The organism is Bacillus nitroreducens, assembly GCF_964021195.1.
In genome coordinates this window covers 2,190,925-2,213,776 of sequence record NZ_CAXHYI020000003.1, presented here as the reverse complement: position 1 = coordinate 2,213,776, position 22,852 = coordinate 2,190,925, and the positions used below count along the sequence as shown (strand labels likewise).

At 36.9% G+C, this 22,852-nt stretch carries 19 protein-coding genes; 1 reads left to right on the top strand and 18 read right to left on the bottom strand.

The window, feature by feature from the left end; genetic code table 11:
- Window positions 1–192 precede the first annotated feature (192 nt).
- From coaE to citZ, 12 genes are all read right to left on the bottom strand, one after another.
- Window positions 193–795 carry a dephospho-CoA kinase gene (gene coaE, locus ACWPVE_RS14585; RefSeq protein ID WP_453994508.1) on the bottom strand — a complete coding sequence of 201 codons (603 nt, stop codon included), beginning with the start codon at window positions 793–795 and terminating at the stop codon, window positions 193–195.
- Window positions 796–825: 30 nt separating this feature from the next.
- Window positions 826–1,461 carry a sporulation membrane protein YtaF gene (ytaF, locus tag ACWPVE_RS14580; RefSeq protein WP_453994506.1) on the bottom strand — a complete coding sequence of 212 codons (636 nt, stop codon included), beginning with the start codon at window positions 1,459–1,461 and terminating at the stop codon, window positions 826–828.
- 341 nt (window positions 1,462–1,802) lie between these two features.
- Window positions 1,803–2,639 (bottom strand): DNA-formamidopyrimidine glycosylase, encoded by an 837-nt coding sequence (gene mutM / locus ACWPVE_RS14575; protein ID WP_453994504.1) that lies wholly within the window; start codon window positions 2,637–2,639, stop codon window positions 1,803–1,805.
- A gap of 147 nt (window positions 2,640–2,786) precedes the next feature.
- Window positions 2,787–5,417 carry a DNA polymerase I gene (gene polA / locus ACWPVE_RS14570; protein ID WP_453994502.1) on the bottom strand — a complete coding sequence of 877 codons (2,631 nt, stop codon included), beginning with the start codon at window positions 5,415–5,417 and terminating at the stop codon, window positions 2,787–2,789.
- Between the two features lie 330 nt (window positions 5,418–5,747).
- Window positions 5,748–6,677, bottom strand: coding sequence for a protease modulator HflC (gene hflC, locus ACWPVE_RS14565; protein ID WP_453994499.1), 930 nt, complete (start codon window positions 6,675–6,677; stop codon window positions 5,748–5,750).
- Complete coding sequence (hflK, locus tag ACWPVE_RS14560; protein ID WP_453994497.1) at window positions 6,674–7,642, bottom strand: FtsH protease activity modulator HflK; 969 nt, start codon at window positions 7,640–7,642, stop codon at window positions 6,674–6,676. The genes hflC and hflK overlap by 4 nt, the downstream gene beginning before the upstream one ends.
- 212 nt (window positions 7,643–7,854) lie before the next feature.
- Window positions 7,855–9,285 (bottom strand): two-component system histidine kinase PnpS, encoded by a 1,431-nt coding sequence (pnpS, locus tag ACWPVE_RS14555; protein WP_453994495.1) that lies wholly within the window; start codon window positions 9,283–9,285, stop codon window positions 7,855–7,857.
- A complete protein-coding gene (locus ACWPVE_RS14550; RefSeq protein WP_453994493.1) occupies window positions 9,278–9,997 on the bottom strand; it encodes a response regulator transcription factor in 720 nt (239 codons plus the stop codon). The genes pnpS and ACWPVE_RS14550 overlap by 8 nt, the downstream gene beginning before the upstream one ends.
- Window positions 9,998–10,113: 116 nt before the next feature.
- Entirely contained in the window at window positions 10,114–10,590 is a 477-nt protein-coding gene (locus ACWPVE_RS14545) for a MaoC/PaaZ C-terminal domain-containing protein (protein WP_453994491.1), read from the bottom strand.
- A 308-nt stretch (window positions 10,591–10,898) separates the two neighbouring features.
- Window positions 10,899–11,840, bottom strand: a complete 942-nt coding sequence (gene mdh / locus ACWPVE_RS14540; protein WP_453994489.1) for a malate dehydrogenase — start codon at window positions 11,838–11,840, stop codon at window positions 10,899–10,901.
- A gap of 67 nt (window positions 11,841–11,907) precedes the next feature.
- Window positions 11,908–13,182, bottom strand: coding sequence for an NADP-dependent isocitrate dehydrogenase (icd, locus tag ACWPVE_RS14535; protein ID WP_453997550.1), 1,275 nt, complete (start codon window positions 13,180–13,182; stop codon window positions 11,908–11,910).
- Window positions 13,183–13,266: 84 nt separating this feature from the next.
- Complete coding sequence (citZ, locus tag ACWPVE_RS14530) at window positions 13,267–14,385, bottom strand: citrate synthase (RefSeq protein ID WP_453997548.1); 1,119 nt, start codon at window positions 14,383–14,385, stop codon at window positions 13,267–13,269.
- Window positions 14,386–14,975: 590 nt separating this feature from the next.
- Between citZ and ytvI the strand changes: the two genes are divergently transcribed.
- Window positions 14,976–16,094, top strand: coding sequence for a sporulation integral membrane protein YtvI (gene ytvI / locus ACWPVE_RS14525; protein WP_453994487.1), 1,119 nt, complete (start codon window positions 14,976–14,978; stop codon window positions 16,092–16,094).
- Window positions 16,095–16,126: 32 nt separating this feature from the next.
- Here ytvI and ACWPVE_RS14520 read toward each other — a convergent pair whose 3' ends face one another.
- The 6 genes from ACWPVE_RS14520 to ACWPVE_RS14495 all read right to left on the bottom strand — a co-directional run bounded on the left by ACWPVE_RS14520 (window position 16,127) and on the right by ACWPVE_RS14495 (window position 22,844).
- The gene (locus ACWPVE_RS14520) at window positions 16,127–16,519 is read right to left on the bottom strand and encodes an FxsA family protein (RefSeq protein WP_453994485.1); all 393 of its coding nucleotides are present in this window, start codon (window positions 16,517–16,519) and stop codon (window positions 16,127–16,129) included.
- Window positions 16,520–16,943: 424 nt separating this feature from the next.
- A complete protein-coding gene (gene pyk, locus ACWPVE_RS14515; RefSeq protein WP_453994483.1) occupies window positions 16,944–18,704 on the bottom strand; it encodes a pyruvate kinase in 1,761 nt (586 codons plus the stop codon).
- 64 nt (window positions 18,705–18,768) lie between these two features.
- Window positions 18,769–19,728, bottom strand: coding sequence for a 6-phosphofructokinase (gene pfkA, locus ACWPVE_RS14510; RefSeq protein ID WP_453994481.1), 960 nt, complete (start codon window positions 19,726–19,728; stop codon window positions 18,769–18,771).
- A gap of 488 nt (window positions 19,729–20,216) precedes the next feature.
- Window positions 20,217–21,197, bottom strand: a complete 981-nt coding sequence (gene accA, locus ACWPVE_RS14505) for an acetyl-CoA carboxylase carboxyl transferase subunit alpha (RefSeq protein ID WP_453994479.1) — start codon at window positions 21,195–21,197, stop codon at window positions 20,217–20,219.
- A complete protein-coding gene (accD, locus tag ACWPVE_RS14500) occupies window positions 21,191–22,054 on the bottom strand; it encodes an acetyl-CoA carboxylase, carboxyltransferase subunit beta (protein ID WP_453994476.1) in 864 nt (287 codons plus the stop codon). The genes accA and accD overlap by 7 nt, the downstream gene beginning before the upstream one ends.
- Before the next feature lie 193 nt (window positions 22,055–22,247).
- Window positions 22,248–22,844 carry a FadR/GntR family transcriptional regulator gene (locus ACWPVE_RS14495; protein WP_453994474.1) on the bottom strand — a complete coding sequence of 199 codons (597 nt, stop codon included), beginning with the start codon at window positions 22,842–22,844 and terminating at the stop codon, window positions 22,248–22,250.
- Window positions 22,845–22,852: the final 8 nt, after the last annotated feature.

Genomic DNA, 22,852 nt, shown 5'->3' with positions numbered 1-22,852 from the left:
TCCAACATATATGTTATACTTTATATACTTGTTCTTCACAAATAGTATAACACATTAATTTATATATGTAACACCTTTATTTGTTTTTTACGAAAAATGTTCATTTATACATCCTATTTATGTTTCGAATATCTCCAACTAAAGATAAACATAAAAAAGGCATCTCGTAATCGAGATGCCCGTTTTTCTCACTTATAAAATAATACCCCATTTTCTACAAACATCATGTAACTGTGCTTTAGTTTCTTCAATTGTACCGTTATTATCAATCACCGCATCTGCAAGTTGAACTTTCTCTTTGAGTGGCATTTGTGATTTGATTCTAGCTACAGCATCCTCCTCACTTAACTGGTTCCGACTCATAAGTCTTGTTAATTGTGTCTCATAATCGACGTATACCAGTAGTGTTCGATCAACTAATGCTGTTAATTTGCTCTCAAATAACAATGGAATATCCATTATGATCGTATTTTCTCCGTTATGAATATGTTCTTCTTTTTCCTTAAGCATTTGTTTACGAACTGCAGGATGGACAATTGAATTCAGTAACAACCGTTTTTCTTCGCTATGGAAGACGATTGAACCTAACTTCTGCCGATCAATCGTCTTGTCAGGTAATAAAATTTGCTTGCCGAATGACTGAACAATTTGTAGGTAGGCTTCTTCTCCAACCTCAACAACTTTTCGTGCAATTAAGTCGGCATCGATAACTACAATTCCTTTATCCTTAAACATCTGGGAAACGGTGCTCTTCCCACTTGCAATTCCACCTGTTAAACCTATAGTGATTGCCACGTATTCTTATCTCCTTATCCTTATATCCTGTTAAATTTTCCATATTCCAATTAGTATGAGTAAGAGTCCTGGTAAAAAGGAAAACTTTTGAACCCACTTTTTCTTTGAAAAGATTGCTCCACTCTTAATTCCTGTATAAACAAAAAGTGAACTCATCACGGCAACCAACAAAGCCATTATGAATGGCGAATATCCTAATAAAGCAGCTCCAATTCCCGCTCCAAAAGCATCAAGCGAAAGGGCGAAACCTAGTAAAAAAGCTTCCAAACCAGTAATGGTTCCTGATTTATCAAGGTCAGCAGTCATTGGCTTCTTTAGAATATTTATGACAAGTCCAAGTGATTTTATTTCAACATTTACTAACATTTTTTCTTCATTTTGTTCAGTAGCTTGGGAAGATGGACGAAAAAATTGAATTAATACCCAGGCCCCAATTAACACAAGGACGATTCCACCGAGTCTATCCGCAATTGTAGGAGATACAAAAAGTGAGATAGAATTACCAAGACCCATAGCCGCTGCCATCGTTACCGCTGAACAACATGCTATTGTAATAATTGATTTAAGAGGTAATTTCATTTTTCTCATTCCATATGTGAATCCAACACTAAAACTATCCAAGCTTACAGCAAATGCTAATAACATGAGTGTTGCGAATTGGGACATCCTATAGAGCTCCTTCCTATCGATTGCTACGATAGTATATGTTGGAGCCCAATTCATGTGAAATGTCCAAGAAAGTCAAAAAATTTGAAGGTGATGCGTCTGAATGCTACGTCATTTCTCTGAAACATAGTGTATATCTAGTTTATGTATTTGCATTTACAGATTTATTTGACTAACGTAAAATCCGCATTGCTTAGCTGCTGGACTGTTCATTCAATCATGAATTGCTCGCAGCAACACCGCTTTAAACTTTCTATGATAGGGTGAGTTTTTGTCAACAAGGCATGGTGGCGTATTATTTTTGTTTACAGTTCCTACTCTTCCTCCGTAATAGCCTTATGTTAGATCTTTTTATTCTTTTGACATTTCGGACAGTAGTGAGTACCTCTGCCACCAACGACTGTTTTTTCGATCTCGGTTCCACATCTTTGGCATGCTTTGCCGTTTTGCCCATAAACAAATAGCTGTAATTGAAACATTCCAATGTCACCTTGTGTATTGACATAAGAGCGAATCGTACTTCCACCTTTTTCAACAGCTTCATTCAATGTTTGTATGATTTCATGGTGGAGCAATTTTATTTCCTTTTTACTTAGAGATTTAGCTACTCGTTCTGGATATATGCCCGCTCTAAACAAGGCTTCGTCAACGTAAATATTGCCTAAGCCCACTACACTTGTTTGGTCGAGTAATGCAACCTTAATTTTTCGATTTGTCTTGGATAGTTTATCTTCTAAATATTTCACTGTAAACTCTTTAGAAAAGGGTTCTGGTCCCAATTGAGATAGAGGAAGACTCTCTTCTTCTTCCCCTTTTTTAAAAAGGTGCATCGTACCAAACTTTCGTACATCGCGATAGCGTAACTGAGTTCCATCTGTAAAAGCAAACAATACATGGGTATGTTTGTCGTAAGGTTCATCTTCGCTATATAGGCCATACCTACCCTCCATACGCAAATGAGAAACCATGACATAATCATCCAAGATAAATTTTAGAAATTTTCCCCTTCTATCGACATCGTATATAGTTTGACCGCGTAAAGCATCACAAAACTGCTCGGTTTCTTCTGGCTTTTTAATTATTTTTGGCCATAATACCGTGACTTTATCAATGGTCTTTCCATTTACAAGTTGTAATAATGTTCGTCTTACCGTTTCAACTTCTGGTAATTCTGGCATAACATTCACTCCTTTATTAAAACATCTGGCATAAAGCAGCCCGACTTAATAGATATCTACTTAGTCTTTGTGAAATCTTTAAATCGGGCATCCACCAGAGGCTTACATGAATCAGCTGAGTAAAAACCCCTGCAGATTCATGTCAAATTATTTCGCATCATACCAGGTCTTACCGTATTCATAGTCAACTTTTAAAGGTACTTTTAAGGAAATCGCATTTTCCATTACTTCTGGTACAATTCTTTTCAATATTTCAATCTCTTCTTCTGGTGCTTCAAATATTAATTCATCGTGTACTTGTAAAAGCAATTTTGTTTTTAGCTTATCAGCTTTTAATCTCTTAGCCATATCAATCATTGCCTTTTTGATAATATCAGCTGCACTTCCCTGAATTGGAGTATTCATTGCCGTTCTTTCTGCAAAGCTACGAACATTAAAATTACGAGCCGTAATTTCAGGGATATATCTTCTCCTGTGTAAGAGGGTAGATACATATCCTTTCTGCCTAACTTCCTCTACAATGTCCTCCATATATTCTTTAACCCCAGGGAAACTTGCAAAATAGCGTTCAATAAAATATCCCGCTTCCTTCCGTGTAATCCCCAAGTTTTGGGACAATCCAAAATCACTGATTCCGTACACTATTCCAAAGTTAACAGCCTTTGCTTGACGTCGCATATCAGAGGTTACTTCATCCTCCTCCACATGAAACACATCCATTGCTGTCTTTGTATGAATATCCAAGTCATTCGTAAAAGCACTGATTAAATTTTCGTCGTTTGCAATATGTGCTAATACCCTTAATTCAATTTGAGAATAATCAGCAGCAAAGATATACCAATCCTTTTGCGATGGGACAAAGGCTTGCCTTATTTTACGTCCTTCTTCCAGTCGAATAGGGATATTTTGCAGGTTCGGATCAGTCGAGCTCAACCTTCCTGTTTGTGTTAAGGCTTGCTGGAACCTAGTATGAACCTTGCTAGTATCTTCATGAACAACTTTTAATAGGCCTTCAATATAGGTTGATTGAAGTTTTCCAATTTGACGGTAGTGCAAGATATATTCAATGATTTCATGTTCCTTAGCTAGCTTTTCCAAAATATCTGCTGAAGTGGAATAACCTGTTTTGGTTTTCTTGTACACCGTTAATTGCAATTTTTCAAATAAAATTACTCCAAGTTGCTTAGGGGAGTTAATATTGAATTCTTCTCCAGCAAGCTCATAGATTCTTTGTTCGAGTTCCTGAAGATGCTCTTTTAACTCTTCTCCCATTGCTTTTAAACGTTCAATATCCACCTTTACACCTGTTGACTCCATTTCAGCAAGAATGATAGACAAAGGCATTTCCAAATCTGTGAAGAGCTCATATTGTTCATTTTCTTTTAGTTCTTGCAGAAATAGGTCTTTTAATTTTGCAAGACTTACTGCCTTTCTTACCAGATGTTCGGCCAAAACTGGTTCATCTGGTATGCGCTGTTTAGCTCCTTTTCCGTACACCGCTTCATCTGTTTGAACATCTGTAATTCCCTTGCCTTTAGCAATTGCGGCAATATCATTTGTCGAATCTGAAGGGTTTAAGATATAAGCAGCAATTAAGCAATCGAATTCAATTCCTTGTAAATCAATCCCCATCCATTTTAAAGCGACAATTGATTTTTTTGCATCGAATACCGTTTTCTTTTTCGCTTTATCCTTTGCCCAATTCATAAAGCTTGTGGATTCTAGAGCAAGCTTTGTAGGGATATAATAATTCCCGTTCATATTTGAAAGAGAAATGCCTTGAATATCTGCTTTATGGTATGATTCGTCGAGCACTTCGATAATTAAAGATGCTTCATCTGTTAACATTTCTTCTGTGATTTCATCTACTATTTTAAAGGAGATCTCTTCCAGGGGCTTGTCTTCTTTTTGCTCGCTTCCTTCTACTTTATCGAGTAAAGAATTAAATCCAAGCTCTCTGAAAAGTTTAATCACCTGATCCCCATCGTATCCATTATATTCGAGGTCAGAAACCCCTATCTCAATCGGGGCATCACGATGAATGGTCGCAAGCTTTTTACTCATAATAGCTTGTTCTTTATGTTCCTCCAGCTTTTCCTTTAGCTTCTTTCCGCCCACCTTATCAATCGAGTCAAGAAGCTCCTCCAATGTATTGAACTCATGCAACAGCTTCAATGCTGTTTTCTCGCCTACACCAGGAACACCTGGAATATTGTCAGAGTTATCCCCCATGAGACCCTTCATATCAATTATTCGTTCTGGCGTGATCCCATACTTTTCTTGAATAAACTCTGGTGTATAAGAATCTACATCAGTGATTCCTTTTTTTGTTATATCGACAGTAACTCGATCGGAAGCTAACTGCGTTAAGTCCTTATCTCCTGAGATAATTTTAACCTCAAATCCTTCTTTTTCAGCTTGTAAGGATAGGGTTCCGATAATATCATCGGCTTCATAATTTTCTAATTCATATCTGGCAATCTGATATGCATCTAATAACTCACGCAAAAAAGGAAACTGTTCTGATAGCTCAGGTGGTGTTTTTTGGCGCCCTCCCTTATATTCACTAAAAGTACTATGTCTGAACGTTGTTTTCCCTGCATCAAAGGCTACTAAAATATGGGATGGCTTTTCTTGTTCAAGAATACGGTTCAAAATCATTGTAAAGCCGTAAATGGCATTTGTATGTACACCTTTATCATTATTAAGCAGTGGTAAAGCAAAAAATGCCCGATACGCTATACTATTTCCATCTACTAAGACAATTTTTTTATCCAAGAATAACTCTTCCTTTCTACGACAATATTGGGCCACCAGGCTTGGTGCCAAAAAAATAGCCGTCATTTCCTATTGTTCATTTTAACATGTATTGAACATAAATAGAAAATACGACTATTGACTATTCCACTCCAACTATTAGTACGTCACTCAACTCTCCGTTAGGGAACTCATTAAAACATCAAAGGTGAGAGATACCTACGGATAAAGGACCGAACAAATAAAAAAAGACGTTGCCGCATCCTATGGCAACGTCTTTGTGACCCACATCGTGCGGGCCGCAACTAACATCAATGGGGCAAGAAAATCCCCTCTTATTTAAGTTTGACTTTATTCAGTGAACCCCATTAACATTCTTGCATACGGAGAATCTGCTGGTAAGATAATGACTGTTTCTCCATCAATTGTCGTCTTATAGGATTCTAGTGTACGGAATAAATTATAGAAATCTGGGTCCTTAGAGAAGGCTTCGTTATAAATTCGGGCTGCTTCTCCTTCCCCTTCACTTCGGATAACTTCAGCGTCAGCTTGTGCCTTCGCAATAATTTCTTTTACTTCACTATCCGTTTGTGCCTCAATTTCATTCTTTCTTGCATCCCCACGTGAAAGATAATCTTGTGCTGTAGAATCACGTTCTGAAATCATTCTAGTATAAACAGATTGCTCGTTTTCCGCTGGTAAATCTGTTCGCTTCATTCGAATATCAGTAACCACAATTCCATATTTATCTTCTTCAAGGTTTTTGTTCACAATCTCTGTAATACGGTCGTTAAGACTTCCACGTTCAGATTTCTCATCATTAATAATTTCATCATAGTTCAAATTACCAAGTTCTGTTCGAATTGCAGAATAGACGAATTCATCAAGCTTTGCCTCTGCATTAACAACGGTCCGGGTTGTGGAAATCATTTGTTTCGGATCTTCAATTCGCCATATTGCATAATTATCAATCGTCATTCGCTTTTTATCTTTTGTATTAATTTCAGCCTCTTGCACATTATAAATCATTTGGTATTTTGGCAAAGTTTCAACTGACTGGATAAATGGAATCTTATAGGAAAGACCTGGCTCTTCAACAATTCGAACAACTTCTCCGAATTGTCGTATGACCTTATACTCTCCTTCTCTTACGATAAATAAATTTACCAAAACAATCCCAATAAGGATAAGTATAATAAGGATGCCAATTCCACCCTTTGTATATTTGCTAAATTTCGAACTTCCTTTTTGTTCTTTGAAATCGACTACATTTTCACTCATTGGTTGCCACTCCCTTCTGTTTGTACAGGAGGAACCTGCGTTTGACTTCCAGCAGGACGAATTGGCAAGTATTTCATCGTATTGCCGTCATCCTTCATAATATATATTTCAGTGTTTGGTAAAACTTGATCCAATGTCTCAAGAACGAGTCGTTTTCTAGTTACTTCAGGATTCTTTACGTATTCGTTATATAAAGCATTAAAGGTTGCTACGTCCCCACGTGCAATTTCAATACGAGCCGCTTTATCACCATTTGCACGTGAAATAAGCGCTGCTTTCTCCCCTTCTGCTTCATTCATTTTTTGATTACGGTATTTATTTGCTTCATTAATTTTTGTATTCATAGTCTCACGGGCATCCGTTACATTCGTAAATGCCTTACGGACTTCTTCATTTGGTAATTCAACATCTTGTAATTTAACTGCAGTTACTGAAATTCCAATATCATATTTTTCTAAGAGATCAACTAATAATTCTCTTACTTCTCCCTCAATTTCAGCCTTTCCTGATGTTAAAGCATCATCAATTTTCGAACTTCCAATAATACTTCTTAGAGATGCTGACGTGGCATTATACAGAATTTGCTCTGGGTCCTGAGAGTTAAATAAGAATTTCTCAGGGTTTGTTATTTGCCATTGAACAACCATATCTGCAAGTACAATATTTTCATCACCCGTTATCATCTTTGTATCTTTTGGTATGTCTGTAATTTCTCCGCCTTTTTGGTCATATCCAAACTGGAGACTATATGTTGTTTTTGGCAATGTCTCAACATCTTGGATTGGCCATGGTAACTTAAAATGTAAGCCTGGTTCTGAAATAGCTTCATCTGCTTTCCCAAAAGTTAAAATAATCGCTTGTTCTGATTCATCAACTGTATACCATGATGTAAAACCTGCTACACCTAAAATCAATACGAGCACACTAAGTCCTGCAATCGTATATATTCGTTTCAAACTAACCATGTTTTCCCCCCTCAGTCTATTTCTACAATATTCTATACGATTATATTATAAAAAGGTTTCAATTTAGTAAAAAAAATGACAAGGACATGACTGTCCTTGTCAAAAAGGTTTGGCCTCCAAAATGAAGGGGTTCTCATAAACATCATACGATTCGTATATTAAGTGAATATGTTTCCATTGTAAATCTTTTGTAAATAGAACATTTAATTAACTTAAATATACTTTTTTAACTGAATCGTAACAGTAGTTCCTTCCCCTACCTGACTATTTATTTGAACAGTTCCTTCATGTGCCTCGATAATATGTTTGACAATCGCAAGCCCCAATCCTGTGCCTCCTGAATTCCTAGTTCTCGCCTTATCTACCCGATAAAACCTTTCGAAAATTCGAGGCAACTCACTTTTATCAATTCCTATCCCCGTGTCAGAAATTTCAATTCGTACAAAATCCTCGAAGTCTGTCGTTTTCACAATCACCTTAGCTCCATTAGGAGAATACGACAAACTATTGCTAATTACATTTATGAAGACTTGCTTTAGTCTGTCTGAATCTCCATCAATCTCTGTTATTGTATCACTGACAATAAGGTCAAGCTGAATATCCCTTTCGATTGCCTTTGATTGTAAGACTCGCAGACTATTTTCTAATAGTTCCTTAATATTTACTCGTGACAGATTAAGTGTAAAACCCTTATTCTCCATTTTGGATAAATCTAATAAATCTTGAATAAGGACTTGAAGTCGATCACTTTCATTTAAGATGATTGTTAAAAATTCCTGCAACACTTCCCGGTCATTCATTGCTCCATCTAATAGAGTCTCCGCAAAGCCTTTAATGGAGGTAATCGGTGTACGTAGTTCATGTGAAACATTTGCAACAAAATCCTTACGCATTTGCTCAAGTCGTTTTAAATCTGAAATATCATGAAAAACAAGAACTACGCCTTTCCATTCCACATTTGCTCCTAATATCGGTGCGCCATATACTTCAAAGTCTTTCTGTTCATTACCAATCTTGAGATGGATTTGTCTGCGAAGATTGCGCTCTGTCATAAATATTTCTTCTACCAGTTTTACAATTTCTTTCTGAGTAAAAGCCTCATAATATAGTTGTCCCTTTAAATCTTCTTGTTCAAATGAAAAGATCTCATTGATGGAACGATTAAAAATATTGATATAACCTTTGCTATCAATAAATAAAAGGCCACTCCCCATATTCTCGATCAAGGTATGTAGGCGGTCATGTTGCATTTCATAGGACTTCGTCATATCTTCAATATTTCTAGCAACGATATTAATTGACTGTCCTAATAGTCCAGCCGAGCTTACATAGTCTTCATACGTTCTTGCTCGATAATCTCCCTTTGCGAGTTCATTTACCGCTTTTGTAGCCGCATCGATTGGTTTTGTATAGCTGCTCGTAATTCTTACAATGAGAGATAAGATAACGACCAATGCAATTGTTAAACATACAAACAGCGCAATCCAAACCTGCTGAACTGTTTTATCAACTGGTAATCCATGTACTGCACTATTCGTGATAAGACTGCTAATAAATTGGCCTAACACAAAACCCATGCAAAGAAAGACAATAATAATTAATATGATAATTGCAAGAAGAAGCCTTGAATGAAATTTATTCATATACCTTTGGCTCCTCAAGCTTATAGCCCAACCCTCTCACTGTTTTAATAAAATTTGGTCTTTTCGAATCTTTTTCAATCTTTTCTCTCAAATGACTAATGTGAACATCTACAATTCTTGTATCACCAGCAAAGTCATAGTTCCAAACCGCACTTAAAAGTTGGTCTCTTGTTAACACTCTTCCTTTGTTCTTCGCTAAGTATGCAAGGAGTTCAAATTCCTTAGGTGTTAACTCAAGGGCCTCCTCATTAAAATATGCCTCGAAATTTTCTGGCAATATTTTCAAAGGTCCTATCGTGAGTAACTGAGATGTTGTAAGATCTTCCACCGAATTATCAACGATTTTACTCGTTCTCCTAAGTATAGCTTTTACACGAGCCACTACTTCCCTCGGGCTAAATGGTTTAGTCATATAGTCATCAGCACCAAGCTCTAAACCTAATACCTTATCAAATTCATCGTCTTTTGCTGTTAACATTAGGATTGGGATATCTACCTTATTTTGGCGAAGTTGTTTGCACACTTCAATCCCATCTAATTTGGGTAACATTAAATCTAATACAATTAACTGTGGCCGTTCTGCCAAGGCCTTCTCCAAGCCTTCTTCTCCATCCATTGCAGTAATAACCTCGTATCCAGCCTGTTGCAGATTATAGTGTAGTAATGTAATGATTGAACGCTCATCTTCCACAACCAGTATTTTTTTCTTCATTGACTTCCTCCAATAAATAAGATAAACCCCATCATTATTTTTCTCTCTTTATAAAATCATTATAGAATAAGATTTATAGTCTGTCATGAACAACAAAAAAAGAGAGGCTAAGCTCTCTAAAAGTTTTCGAGTATATTTCCTTCCATGGGAGTAATCCGATGTGGTGGACAAACCAGTAATTTACCTTGGATTGCTAGCAATTCCTCCTCATCGTGCGCTGTAACTGAAATTTCGACAGTGTGGTCATGATAATTTACTCTTGTGACTTCAAATAGAAATTGAATCGTAGCATAATGATATAGCGGGTGCAAAAATTCAATTTCTTGTTTGAGAATATGAGTTCCTGGACCTGGCAAATATTTTGAAATTGCTGCAGTTATAATTCCAGTCAGCATTACAGTGGGAACAATCGGCTTTTTAAAAGGGGTTTGAGATGCATAATCATGCTGAATATAAAGTGGATTCGCATCATTCGTCAAACCTAAATATAGTAGTAAATCTTTATCTTCGATTTTTTCAGTAAGGTTTAATTTTTCACCAACTGTTATTTCATCAATCTTTCTTCCTAGTTTTCGCTTTTTCCCTAATAACATGAAAAAGGTAGCACCTCCAGTTAAATGCGCCTTTGCGTATTTACGTCCAGTTTTTAGGCCCATAGAAAATGGGCCATAAAGACATTACATCTTTAGCCTTTGATCTCACAGACTAAGGAACTTCCCCCAGAAATCTGAGGATTAAACTATATTTAGTCAGATTCAAATCGCAACTTGACACTTCATGCATGGCTTCACTTAATTATAGTTTAAAATGACGAATGAATAAAGTTTAGTGAAAGCGATTACATTTTGTGTGTACAAAAAATTCGGGGAAATAACCCGAATCTTTGTTGTAGAGTTTATAATTAGGCTAGGATATTCATGACGTTTTTAACGGAAGCTGCTGATTTAGCTAGCTCAGCTTTTTCTGATGCTGTCAGTTCAAGCTCAATAATTTTTTCAATTCCGTTTGCACCTAGAATTGTTGGTACTCCGAGGTAAATCCCTTCAAACCCATACTCACCTTCAAGATAAGCAATTGCAGGTAAAACTCGACGCTGGTCTTTTAAAATTGCCTCTACCATCTCAACTAAGGAAGCTGCTGGTGCATAATAGGCACTTCCGTTTCCTAATAGACTTACAATTTCTCCGCCGCCTTTACGAGTACGTTCAACAATTGCGTCTAAGCGTTCTTTGGAAATTAAAGTTTCTAGTGGAATCCCACCTGCATAGGAGTAACGAACAAGGGGTACCATGTCGTCACCATGACCACCAAGTACAAATCCCGTTATATCTTTCACTGATAGATTTAACTCCTGGGCAATAAATGTACGGAATCGTGCAGTGTCAAGTACTCCCGATTGGCCAATGACACGATTTTTCGGGAATCCAGATTCTTTAAAAACTGTATAGGTCATGGCATCAACTGGGTTTGTTAACACGATGATATAGCTATTTGGAGAGTATTTTACAATTTCCTGGGCAACACTTTTCATGATTTTTTGGTTTGTTTGCACAAGGTCATCACGGCTCATACCTGGCTTACGAGCAATACCTGCAGTAATTACCACAATATCAGAATCAGCTGTATCTTCATAATTAGCAGTACCAGTAATGTTAGCATCAAATCCTTGAACAGGACTAGCCTCTAACATATCAAGTGCCTTTCCTTTTGTTGGATTTTCCATTTGGGGAATATCCACTAAAACGACATCACCCAATTCTTTTTGGGCAAGTAGAAAAGCTGTTGTTGCACCCGTAAAACCACTACCAATGACAGAGATCTTCTTCCGTTTAAATTGACCCATTATACTTCCTCCTATCCGTCAATATGCAAGTAACTACCCTATATAGGGTAGTTACTTGTATCTATAATTAGCCTAAGTTCTTGATTAGTTCATCAGCAAACTCCGAACATTTAACTTCTTTAGCACCATCCATTAGACGGGCAAAGTCATATGTTACAACCTTAGATTCAATTGTTTTTTCCATTGAATTCGTAATTAGTTCTGCTGCCTCGTTCCATCCTAGGTGTTCAAGCATTAGTACACCTGATAGTAATACTGAAGATGGATTAACTTTGTCTAGACCAGCATATTTTGGAGCCGTACCGTGTGTTGCTTCAAAAATTGCATGTCCAGTTTCGTAGTTAATGTTAGCTCCTGGTGCAATTCCGATTCCACCAACTTGTGCAGCTAGCGCATCAGAAATATAGTCACCATTTAAGTTCATTGTTGCTACAACATCAAATTCACGTGGACGAGTTAAGATTTGTTGTAAGAAGATATCAGCAATAGAGTCTTTTACAATAATCTTACCAGCAGCTTCAGCATCAGCTTGTGCTTTGTTAGCAGCATCTTTTCCTTTCTCTTCAACGATACGATCGTATTCTGCCCAAGTAAATACTTTATCTCCGAATTCTTCTTCTGCAAGTTCGTAACCCCAGTTCTTGAAAGCACCTTCTGTGAACTTCATAATGTTACCTTTGTGAACTAGTGTTACAGATTTACGGCCTTGTTCAATCGCATAGTTGATAGCAGCACGTACTAGACGCTTTGTTCCTTCTTCAGAAACTGGCTTAATACCAATACCAGAAGTTTCTGGGAAGCGAATTTTATTAACACCAAGTTCAGTTTTTAGGAAGTTGATTAACTTTTCAACTTCTTCTGATCCCTTAGCATATTCAATACCTGCATAAATATCTTCAGTGTTTTCACGGAAGATTACCATATCTGTATCCTCTGGACGCTTAACTGGTGAAGGTACACCTGTAAAATAACGCACTGGACGTAGACAAGTAAATAGGTCTAGTTCTTGACGTAGTGCAACGTTTAATGAACGAATCCCACCACCAACTGGAGTAGTAAGAGGACCTTTAATTGCAATTATGTAATCGCGAATCACATCTAAAGTTTCAGCTGGTAACCATTCACCAGTTTGGTTAAATGCTTTTTCCCCTGCTAAAACTTCTTTCCAAACAATTGATTTCTCGCCGTTGTATGCTTTTTCAACAGCTGCTTCTAATACTCGTGACGCTGCTGCCCAAATATCTGGACCAGTTCCATCACCTTCAATAAAAGGAATAATTGGGTTGTTTGGTACGTTCAATACGCCATTTGTTACTGTAATTTTTTCTCCTGCCACTAGTATTACCTCCTAAGATTCATAAGAAGTATTTCAAGAGAAAATTTCTCTTGAAATACTCTTCTATTCTAATATAATTATTCAGATTTATTAACCTCTTTGTTCAATTTGAACATATTTTTGCATTCCTGGCCCTGTATATTCTGCACGTGGACGGATTAAACGGTTGTTATCATATTGTTCTAAGATATGCGCTAACCATCCAGAAACACGGCTAACTGCAAAAATAGGTGTAAATAAATCATGATCAATACCTAAGCTATGGTACACAGATGCTGAATAGAAATCAACATTTGGTGGAAGTGGTTTTTCACTTGTAACAATTTCTTCAATTTTAGTTGACATCTCATACCATTTTTGTTCGCCAGTAATTGATGTTAGCTTTTGAGACATTGCTTTTAAGTGTTTTGCACGTGGATCACCTTTACGATAGACCCTGTGCCCGAACCCCATGATTTTTTCTTTATTTGCTAATTTTGTTTTAACATAGTTTTCAGCGTTTTCAACCTCACCTATTTCAGTGAGCATCTTCATAACAGCTTCATTTGCACCACCGTGAAGTGGACCTTTTAATGCTCCAATTGCAGCAGTAATACCAGAATATACATCTGATAAAGTTGCAACACAAACTCGAGCCGTGAAAGTAGATGCATTAAGTTCATGATCTGCATGAAGAACTAATGCTTTATTGAAAGCTTCTACCGCAATCTCGCTTGGTTGCTCGCCGTTAAGCATATATAAGAAGTTTGCTGCAAAGCTAAGATCCGTACGAGGAGCAATAGGTTCTAATCCTTTACGAACACGTGAAAAAGCTGTAACGATTGTTGGTATTTTTGCTTGAAGGCGTATTGCCTTTCGGTAATTGGCTTCTGGATCCATGACATCTGCTTCATCATCATATAAACCTAATAGTGAAACAGCTGAGCGTAGAGCACCCATTGGATGGACCTTATCAATTGGGTAAGTTTTGAAATGATTTAATATTTCCTGAGGTAATTCTGCATTTTCAGCAAGCTGCTTCGTTAGTTCAGCTAACTCCTCTTTATTTGGAAGTTTGCGATGCCATAATAGGTAGATTACTTCTTCAAAACTAGCATTTTCAGCTAAATCATCAATATTGAAACCCGCATACGTTAACGTATCATCAATAATTGAACTGATAGAAGAAGTTGTAGCTACAATTCCTTCAAGTCCCTTTGTTGCCGTCATATGACCCTCTCCTTTTTTCATATTCCCCTACCCCCATCTTAAGAGGTAAACCTGAGCGCTCGCTCAAAAAGAAAACATTTTGCTTATACTTGAATACGAGTTAAGTACTGTAATTCTCGCTAAGTAAATGCTTTCATTTTTAAATAAGTGCTCAAGTCACAAATAACAAAATAATATTGTGACTATACAATCAATACAAATCTTTCATGCAAGTGAAATCGAAAAATATGTAGAAAAGATATATCCTTCGACTCTATTATAATAAACAATCTGACTTTTGTGAATTAAAAGAGGTGAATATCCCCTAATAAATTATTATTACACAAAAACATCTTCCTATTAGGGCATTTTTCACTAAGTATCAGAGTCGCTTTCCCCAATTAAAGATTCAAATAATTAGACTGTCTGATTTGTGGAGCGTTTTCAACTTTTTCTCGAATATTTTCACTCGCTCATAACGTATAATATCACAAATTTATTTTTTTCTCCATAATCGGGAAACTTTATCAGCTATTTCTTCGTATTCCTTTAAAAGAACTCATAGAGATTGTAAAATAATATATGTAGGAAATACCTAGGGAGGAAAGAATTTGAATATTAACTATGTACGAAGTTTTCTTCGATTTCTAATGGTTATTGTATTAATAGTCACTGGAGTTGTCATAAGTTACTATCTTTTCAAATTGACTTATCCGTTTATTTTTGCCATATTAATAGCTTTCCTAATTAATCCTCTAGTTAATTTTTTCGAGCGTAAAGGAAGAATGCCTCGTGGATTATCCGTATTTTTAGGGATTTTTCTAGTATTTGGTAGCGTGATGGGATTACTAACTTTATTAGTTGCTGAAATTATTTCAGGTGCAAATTATTTAGCAAAAGAAGTTCCACAGCATTTTGAAAGGCTCATCATCTATTTCGAAAACTTAATTGTTGGACAAGTTATTCCTTTATATGAAAGATTAACAAGTATGTTTGATAACTTGGATCAAGGTCAACAGCAGACGATTATGGATAATATAAGCAATGTTGGTACTACAATTGCTACAAATGTTGGAGAATTTATTAAAACATTCTTAGAGAACATTCCCAAGTTTTTAGGCTGGTTACCGAATGCGGCAACTGTTATCGTATTTTCTTTGCTTGCAACATTTTTTATTAGCAAGGACTGGAACAAATTCGTCATAATGGGAAGAAAATTTATTCCTGTAAAAGCAAGAACAAGTGGTAAGTCTGTGATTACAGAATTAAAGAAGGCATTGTTCGGTTTTATCAAAGCACAAGCAACATTAATATCGATTACTGCTGGAATTGTGTTAGTTGGATTATTAATCCTACGTGTCGATTACGCTATCACTATTGCCTTATTAATTGGACTTGTTGATCTACTTCCATATTTGGGAACAGGACTTGTTTTTGTGCCTTGGATTATATATTCCGCTTTTAGTGGTGATCTTCCGTTAGCAATTGGACTTGGCATTCTATATCTAGTTGTTATCGTGCAGCGTCAAGTGATGGAACCAAAAGTTCTCTCTTCCAGTATTGGACTCGATCCTTTGGCAACATTAATATCGCTTTTTGTTGGATTTCAATTGTTTGGTTTTATCGGTTTAATTATTGGTCCTGTCATCTCAGTAATCATTAGGACCTTATATACAACTGGAGTATTTCAAGAAATATGGACCTTTATTGTCGGAAAGGAAACAAAATAACGCCATTGCAATTGCAATGGCGTTATTTAAATTTACCAGCGACGGATAACTGTGAAATTTCCCTTATCAATTCTTCGTCTAATCCAATTTGCTATAATCGGCTTTACATATTTTCGTGTTCCAGGAATAAGGAGCAGTAACCCTATGAGATCAGAGATATATCCAGGTGTTAACAGCAGTACAGCTCCTATAAAGATGCAAATGCCATCTAATATAGCCTCTCCTGGTACCTGTCCATATTCCATCTGTTGCCTAGCGCGTCCAATTGTTTCGAGCCCTTGTTTCTTTGCAAGCCATGCGCCTAAAATCCCTGTAAGGATGATTAATAGAATGGTAAGTGGAATTCCAAGGGTTTTCCCAGATAGGATAAAAACACTAATTTCTAAAGCCGGTACGATGATGAACAAAGCTAGTAAAATTTTCATTTCGTCCTCCTTACTTGAAGGCTTTTCTTATATTATATGTTTTCTACACCCAAAAGAGTAGTTATTACGAAGAAAAGTGCGAGCACTTTTGCAAGACTTGCATAAGTTGCTCGCTTTTACGAAGTAATTCTACCTTTTTAGAAACTGATTCTTTGAGCAAATATGCGCTTTAGAGAAAAAAGAGAGAAGGTTACCCTTCTCTCAGATTGCTTACAAACGCTCGCATACTTCATTGCTAGCCTCACTCGTCCGCTCATGAAGGCAACTTCTATTCGCGTCTTTAGTTGCTGCGCGCCTTTTCTAACAAGCGTTATCAAGACAGTCTGGGAACGTGAATCTTACTTGTGTTTCCTATAAAAATGAGTGTAGACAAAGTCAGGTTTGACTTTGTCTACACTCTAAGAGAAGGTTATCCTTCTCTTTTTTACAGTACGTTTGCATGTCCTTCGTAGATAACTCCACGAGATGAATCAACTGTAATATCTTGTCCGTCTGTTAAAAGTGTGGTTGCTTTTTCCACGCCAACAATCACAGGGATACCAAGGCTTAATCCTACTACAGCTGCGTGGCTAGTAAGACCACCCTCTTCCGTGATTAAAGCAGATGCTTGCTCCACATACTTCACCATATCACGGTCAGTTGCAGGTGTTACAAGGATAGCTCCTTCGAACATTTTCGTTTTTGCATCCTCACTAGTATTAGCTACAACAACCTTACCAAACGCAGACTTTCTACCGATACCTTGTCCACTAGCGATTGTATTCCCTACAACATGAACCTTCATGATGTTTGTCGTTCCACACTCACCAACTGGCACACCTGCAGTAATTACAACCAAATCACCTGGCTTAACGATTCCAGTGTTTAATGCACTTTCTACTGAGTTATCAAGCATTTCATCTGTAGATGTTGCAACATTTCCAGTTTGTGCATAAACACCCCACACTAGAGAAAGTTTTCTAGTAGTTGAATCATTTGAAGTAACGGCAATGATTGGAGCTTTTGGACGATATTTTGAAATCATTCTTGCCGTATGGCCACTCTCAGTTGGAGTCACAATTGCTGACACATCTAAATTAAGTGCAGTATGAGCTACAGATTGACCAATCGCGTCTGTAATCGTGATGCCAGAGAGTTTACTACGTTGAGATAAAATTTCACGATGTACTAAAGCACTTTCTGTGCGGGAAGCGATATTATGCATTGTTTGAACAGCTTCAACTGGATAAGTACCTGCAGCAGTTTCACCAGATAACATAATGGCATCTGTTCCATCGAAGATGGCGTTCGCAACGTCACTTGCTTCTGCTCGAGTCGGTCTAGGATTACGTTGCATAGAGTCTAGCATTTGAGTAGCAGTAATAACTGGCTTGCCAAGAGCATTACATTTCTTGATCAATTCTTTTTGAACGAGTGGTACTTCCTCAGCAGGAATTTCGACACCTAGGTCACCACGTGCCACCATTAATCCATCAGATACTTCAAGTATCTCATCAATGTTGTCTACACCCTCTTGGTTTTCAATCTTTGGAATGATTTGGATTGCTTCCCCGTTATTTTCTTCTAATAATTCTCTAATTTCTAATACGTCTGAAGCACGACGAACAAATGATGCTGCTATGTAATCGACATCCTGCTCAATACCAAACACAATATCTTTCGCATCTTTTTCAGTAATTCCAGGTAAATTCACACGAACACCAGGTACGTTTACACCTTTTTTGTTCTTTAAAGTACCACTATTTAGTACTTTTGTAAGAATTTCACGCTTTTGGTGGTGAATTTCCACTACTTCTAGTCCGATTAGACCATCATCCAATAGGATTTTGGAACCTGGTTGAACATCTTCCATTAGACCAGAGTATGTAATTGAGAACCTTTCAGGAGTACCAATTACCTCATCCATTGCTAGGATGACATTTGATCCTTCAACTAATTCGATTGCACCATTTTCCATTGTATGTGTACGAATTTCCGGTCCTTTTGTATCTAATAAAATCGCAATATTTTTACCAGTAATTTTTGAAGCCTCACGAATATTTTTTATACGTGCACCATGTTCTTCATAATCACCATGTGAAAAATTAAGTCTAGCTACATTCATTCCTGCTTGAGCTAAAGCAACCAATTTTTCAATACTTTCACTAGCAGGTCCTATCGTACATACTATTTTCGTTTTTCTCATTTTATATCCTCCTCTAACTCGCTTTAAGCGAATACCACACTACAAAATTGAATTATCCCTATGTCTAAATTGACAGTTCTTGTGACAGGTTATACATTTTTTCTTCAAGCGTGTGTTTACGATCTAACAGATCCATAATATCGTGGTCAACTAGTTGGTTCTGTTGAATTCCCACAGCTCGTCCACCTTTACCTTCAAGCAGTAATTCAACAGCCTTCGCACCTAAGCGGCTTGCCAATACACGGTCAGCTGCAGTTGGAGAGCCTCCACGTTGGATATGTCCTAAGACACTAACTCTTGTTTCAAAATTGGTTGCCTCTTGAATTTTCTTCCCAATATCAACTCCGCTGCCTACACCTTCAGCAACAACAATGATACTATGTTTTTTTCCTCTTTCATGGCCACGGATAAGCTTTGCTACAACATCGTTAATGTCATAATTTACTTCAGGAATTAAGATCGTTTCAGCACCACCAGCTAGTCCTGCCCATAATGCAAGATCTCCCGCATGTCTTCCCATTACTTCAATAACATATGTACGTTCATGTGAAGTAGCTGTGTCTCTAATTTTATCAATTGCATCAATCACTGTATTTAATGCAGTATCAAAGCCAATTGTAAAATCTGTACCTGGTATATCGTTGTCGATTGTACCTGGAACACCCACACATGGAAAACCAAGTTCCGTTAATTTTTGGGCTCCACGGTAAGAACCGTCACCACCGATTACAACTAAGCCTTCAATACCAAGCTTTTTCAATTGTTCAATTCCTTGTTTACGTCCTTCTTCTGTTTTAAATTCTTCACAACGAGCGGTATAAAGCATTGTACCACCACGATGAATAATATCTCCAACAGACCCAATTTCTAATTTTTTAATTTGACCACTAATTAAACCAGAATATCCTTGGTAAACTCCATACACCTCTACATCATGAAAGATCGCTTTTCGTACAACCGCACGAATCGCAGCGTTCATTCCAGGTGAATCTCCACCACTTGTTAATAACCCTATTCTTTTCATATTTCCACCTCTATGTAAAAAATAATAATGAAGCACTAGTATTCCATACTATTCTCAAATACGTCTTAGGTTTTGGGTAGCCCATTTTGTATTATTCATTCGTTATAGTATTTTCTCGCAATATGTATAAAATAACACTAATATATCACTAAAACAACTAAGATATTATAACAAATAAAACGAAATGTGTGAAATTTTGACGAAAAATCGAAAATATAAAGGAATATTTATAAAAAGGGGGGAAAATCCTTAATGTATAGTATCGTCTAATTTTCTATGAATACTCAAATTTAAGGCCCACACGAGGTTACTTGAAAGAATTGCCACTTAAAGAAGTGGCCTTCTGTCTTTTATCTTACATTCGAAAAAATTCCTTTTGAATCATCAGTGGCATCCTCTTAGAGGATTTACTATTATTTAGATTTCGTGGACGAATAAAAAACAAAGGAAAACGTGCTCTACACATTGTGTAAGATGCACGTCTTTTTTTACTGAACTCCAATGTACTCTTCTTCAGCAATTGTAAATTGACCAATTTTTTTATATTTTTGATATCGTTGTTGAACTAATTCATCTTTATTTAATTTTAATAGCCCCTTTAATGACTGTTGTAAAACCGTGTCAATGGAAGTTGCTTGTTCAGCAATGTCCTTATGGGCCCCGCCTTTAACCTCAGGAATGATTTCATCCACAATTCCTAATTCCTTTAAATCTGGAGCGGTTATTTTCATTGTCTCGGCAGCCTTTTTAGCAAGTCCTGCATCTTTCCAAAGTAATGCCGCAGCTCCTTCAGGAGAGATAACAGAATAGGTTGAGTTTTCAAGCATATGGATGTGATTTCCAACACCTAATGCTAGTGCTCCACCACTTCCACCTTCACCAATCACGATACAAATAACAGGTACTGTTAAACTTGCCATTTCAAACAGATTCTTAGCAATGGCTTCACTTTGGCCACGTTCTTCTGCTGCTTTTCCTGGATATGCACCTTTCGTATCAATAAAACAAATGATTGGTCGGTTAAATTTTTCAGCCTGCTTCATTAAACGAAGTGCTTTACGGTATCCTTCTGGATGCGGCATTCCAAAATTCCGTCGGATATTTTCTTTTGTATCTTTCCCACGTTGATGTCCAATTACCGTTACAGGAAGCCCGTGATACTTTGCGATTCCTCCAACAATTGCAGCATCATCACCGAAGTAGCGATCACCATGACATTCGAAAAAGTTTGAAAAGACATGTTCAATATAATCAAGGGTTGTTGGTCTTTCTGGGTGACGAGCTATTTGCACACGGTCCCAAGGTTTTAAATGGCTATAAATTTCATTCTCCAGTTTTTGAAGTCTAGTCTCAAGCTTTGAAATTTCGTCAGAAAGGTCAACTTTTGAGTTTGCTGTAAAATCTTTTAGCTCGGTAATCTTCTTCTTTAATTCTACGACTGGTTTCTCAAATTCTAGTTCCCCTACCAATTAACTGCACCCCCGCTCATATGAATATCTACTATATTTGCTAAAGTATCCCTTAATTCATGACGGTGGATAACCGCATCTAATTGGCCATGTTTTAATAGAAATTCTGCCGTTTGGAAATCTTCAGGAAGATCCTCACGAATGGTTTGCTCAATTATTCTTCTACCAGCAAATCCAATTAATGCACCAGGTTCAGCAAAATTATAGTCACCTAAAGATGCAAAACTAGCAGATACACCACCAGTAGTTGGGTGAGTCATAATTGATATAATCAGTCCGCCCTGATCACTGAATAGTTTTAAAGCAGAACTAGTTTTTGCCATTTGCATTAAACTTAGAACACCTTCCTGCATTCTTGCTCCACCTGATGCAGTGAAGATCAGAAATGGTACCTTTTCTTCCATTGCCTTTTCAATGGCTCTTGTTATCTTTTCTCCAACTACAGAGCCCATACTCCCCATCCGGAAGCTAGAATCCATAATTGCTAGTATAATGCGATTACCATCGATCGTTCCTTCTCCAGTAACAACCGCTTCATTTATACCTGTTTTTTCTTGATCCTTCTTAATCTTTTCAAGATAATCAGGAAAACCAAGTGGATTTTCTGATACCATGTCTTTATCAAATTCAATAAAAGAACCTTCATCAAGCAAGCTCTCTACTCGTTCATAGGCAGTCATTTGATAATGATAGTCACAATTCATACAAATCTTATCGTTTTTCACTAATTCTTTCGTATACATGATTTTTTTACAATTTGGACATTTACTCATAATTCCTTCAGGAACATCTTGTCTTGCTTGTACAGAAGGGATTGAAGCATATTTTTTCTTTTTTACAAAAAAGTCTTTTATCAAAAAGGAACCTCCTCACACGTTTCATATAGAATGGCTTTCTTGACCTAGTTATCTGCTTGTTTCAAAGCTATAGTTGTATAACGAAAGAAGGATACTATATCTCCTTTCGTTGCCAAAAAAGCAAGTACTTATACTTTACTCCATTGTCTGGCTATTTTTTGTAGGATTATGTCTTGAAAAAAGCGACAAATTCCTACAAGATTATTTTTTCATAGGCAGCTAAAGCTTTATCCGAATTCTTTTCACGTATTCCAGCCAATAACTCTTCAAAACCTTCTTGGTTTATTCCATGAGTCTGGTTCTCATAAATAAACTTAACAAATTCATTTAGAACGACCCAAATTCTCACTAATAATCGATTTCCTGTAGCTTCAACAATCATTCTAAAAAACAATTCTTTATGTTCTACAACAGCGTGTAGTTCATCTAGCTTTTGACTATCCATTCTTTGACAAGCTAATTCAATACTGGATTTCTCCAGCACCTGCTTTGCTTCTAGGAGATCATCCTTTGTTTTATCTCCTTGAATAATGAAAGTACCTAAAAGATGAATTAATTGATGGTCACCAAAATCTTTTAAAAAGGTACCTTCCCCTCTTCTTGTCTCAATTAGCCCTAATAATTCCAATGAACGCAATGCTTCCCTAACAGAAGATCGGCCAACATTAAGGCGCTCTGATAGCTCACGTTCAGATGGAATTTTATCCCCAGAGGAAAGCCCATCATCTTCAATGATGGACCTAATTTGCTTTACAATTTCAATGTAAACTTTTGAGTTAGGAGAAGTCACATTATCTC

Coding starts and splice junctions, on each gene's coding strand:
- pyk (WP_453994483.1), bottom strand. CDS start 18,704: ATGAGAAAAACGAAAATAGTATGTACGATAGGACCTGCTAGTGAAAGT.
- mutM (WP_453994504.1), bottom strand. CDS start 2,639: ATGCCAGAATTACCAGAAGTTGAAACGGTAAGACGAACATTATTACAA.
- pfkA (WP_453994481.1), bottom strand. CDS start 19,728: ATGAAAAGAATAGGGTTATTAACAAGTGGTGGAGATTCACCTGGAATG.
- citZ (WP_453997548.1), bottom strand. CDS start 14,385: ATGACGGCAACAAAGGGACTTGAAGGAATTGTAGCTACAACTTCTTCT.
- mdh (WP_453994489.1), bottom strand. CDS start 11,840: ATGGGTCAATTTAAACGGAAGAAGATCTCTGTCATTGGTAGTGGTTTT.
- ACWPVE_RS14550 (WP_453994493.1), bottom strand. CDS start 9,997: ATGAAGAAAAAAATACTGGTTGTGGAAGATGAGCGTTCAATCATTACA.
- hflC (WP_453994499.1), bottom strand. CDS start 6,677: ATGAGTGAAAATGTAGTCGATTTCAAAGAACAAAAAGGAAGTTCGAAA.
- ytaF (WP_453994506.1), bottom strand. CDS start 1,461: ATGTCCCAATTCGCAACACTCATGTTATTAGCATTTGCTGTAAGCTTG.
- hflK (WP_453994497.1), bottom strand. CDS start 7,642: ATGGTTAGTTTGAAACGAATATATACGATTGCAGGACTTAGTGTGCTC.
- ACWPVE_RS14520 (WP_453994485.1), bottom strand. CDS start 16,519: ATGAAAATTTTACTAGCTTTGTTCATCATCGTACCGGCTTTAGAAATT.
- pnpS (WP_453994495.1), bottom strand. CDS start 9,285: ATGAATAAATTTCATTCAAGGCTTCTTCTTGCAATTATCATATTAATT.
- ACWPVE_RS14545 (WP_453994491.1), bottom strand. CDS start 10,590: ATGTTATTAGGGAAAAAGCGAAAACTAGGAAGAAAGATTGATGAAATA.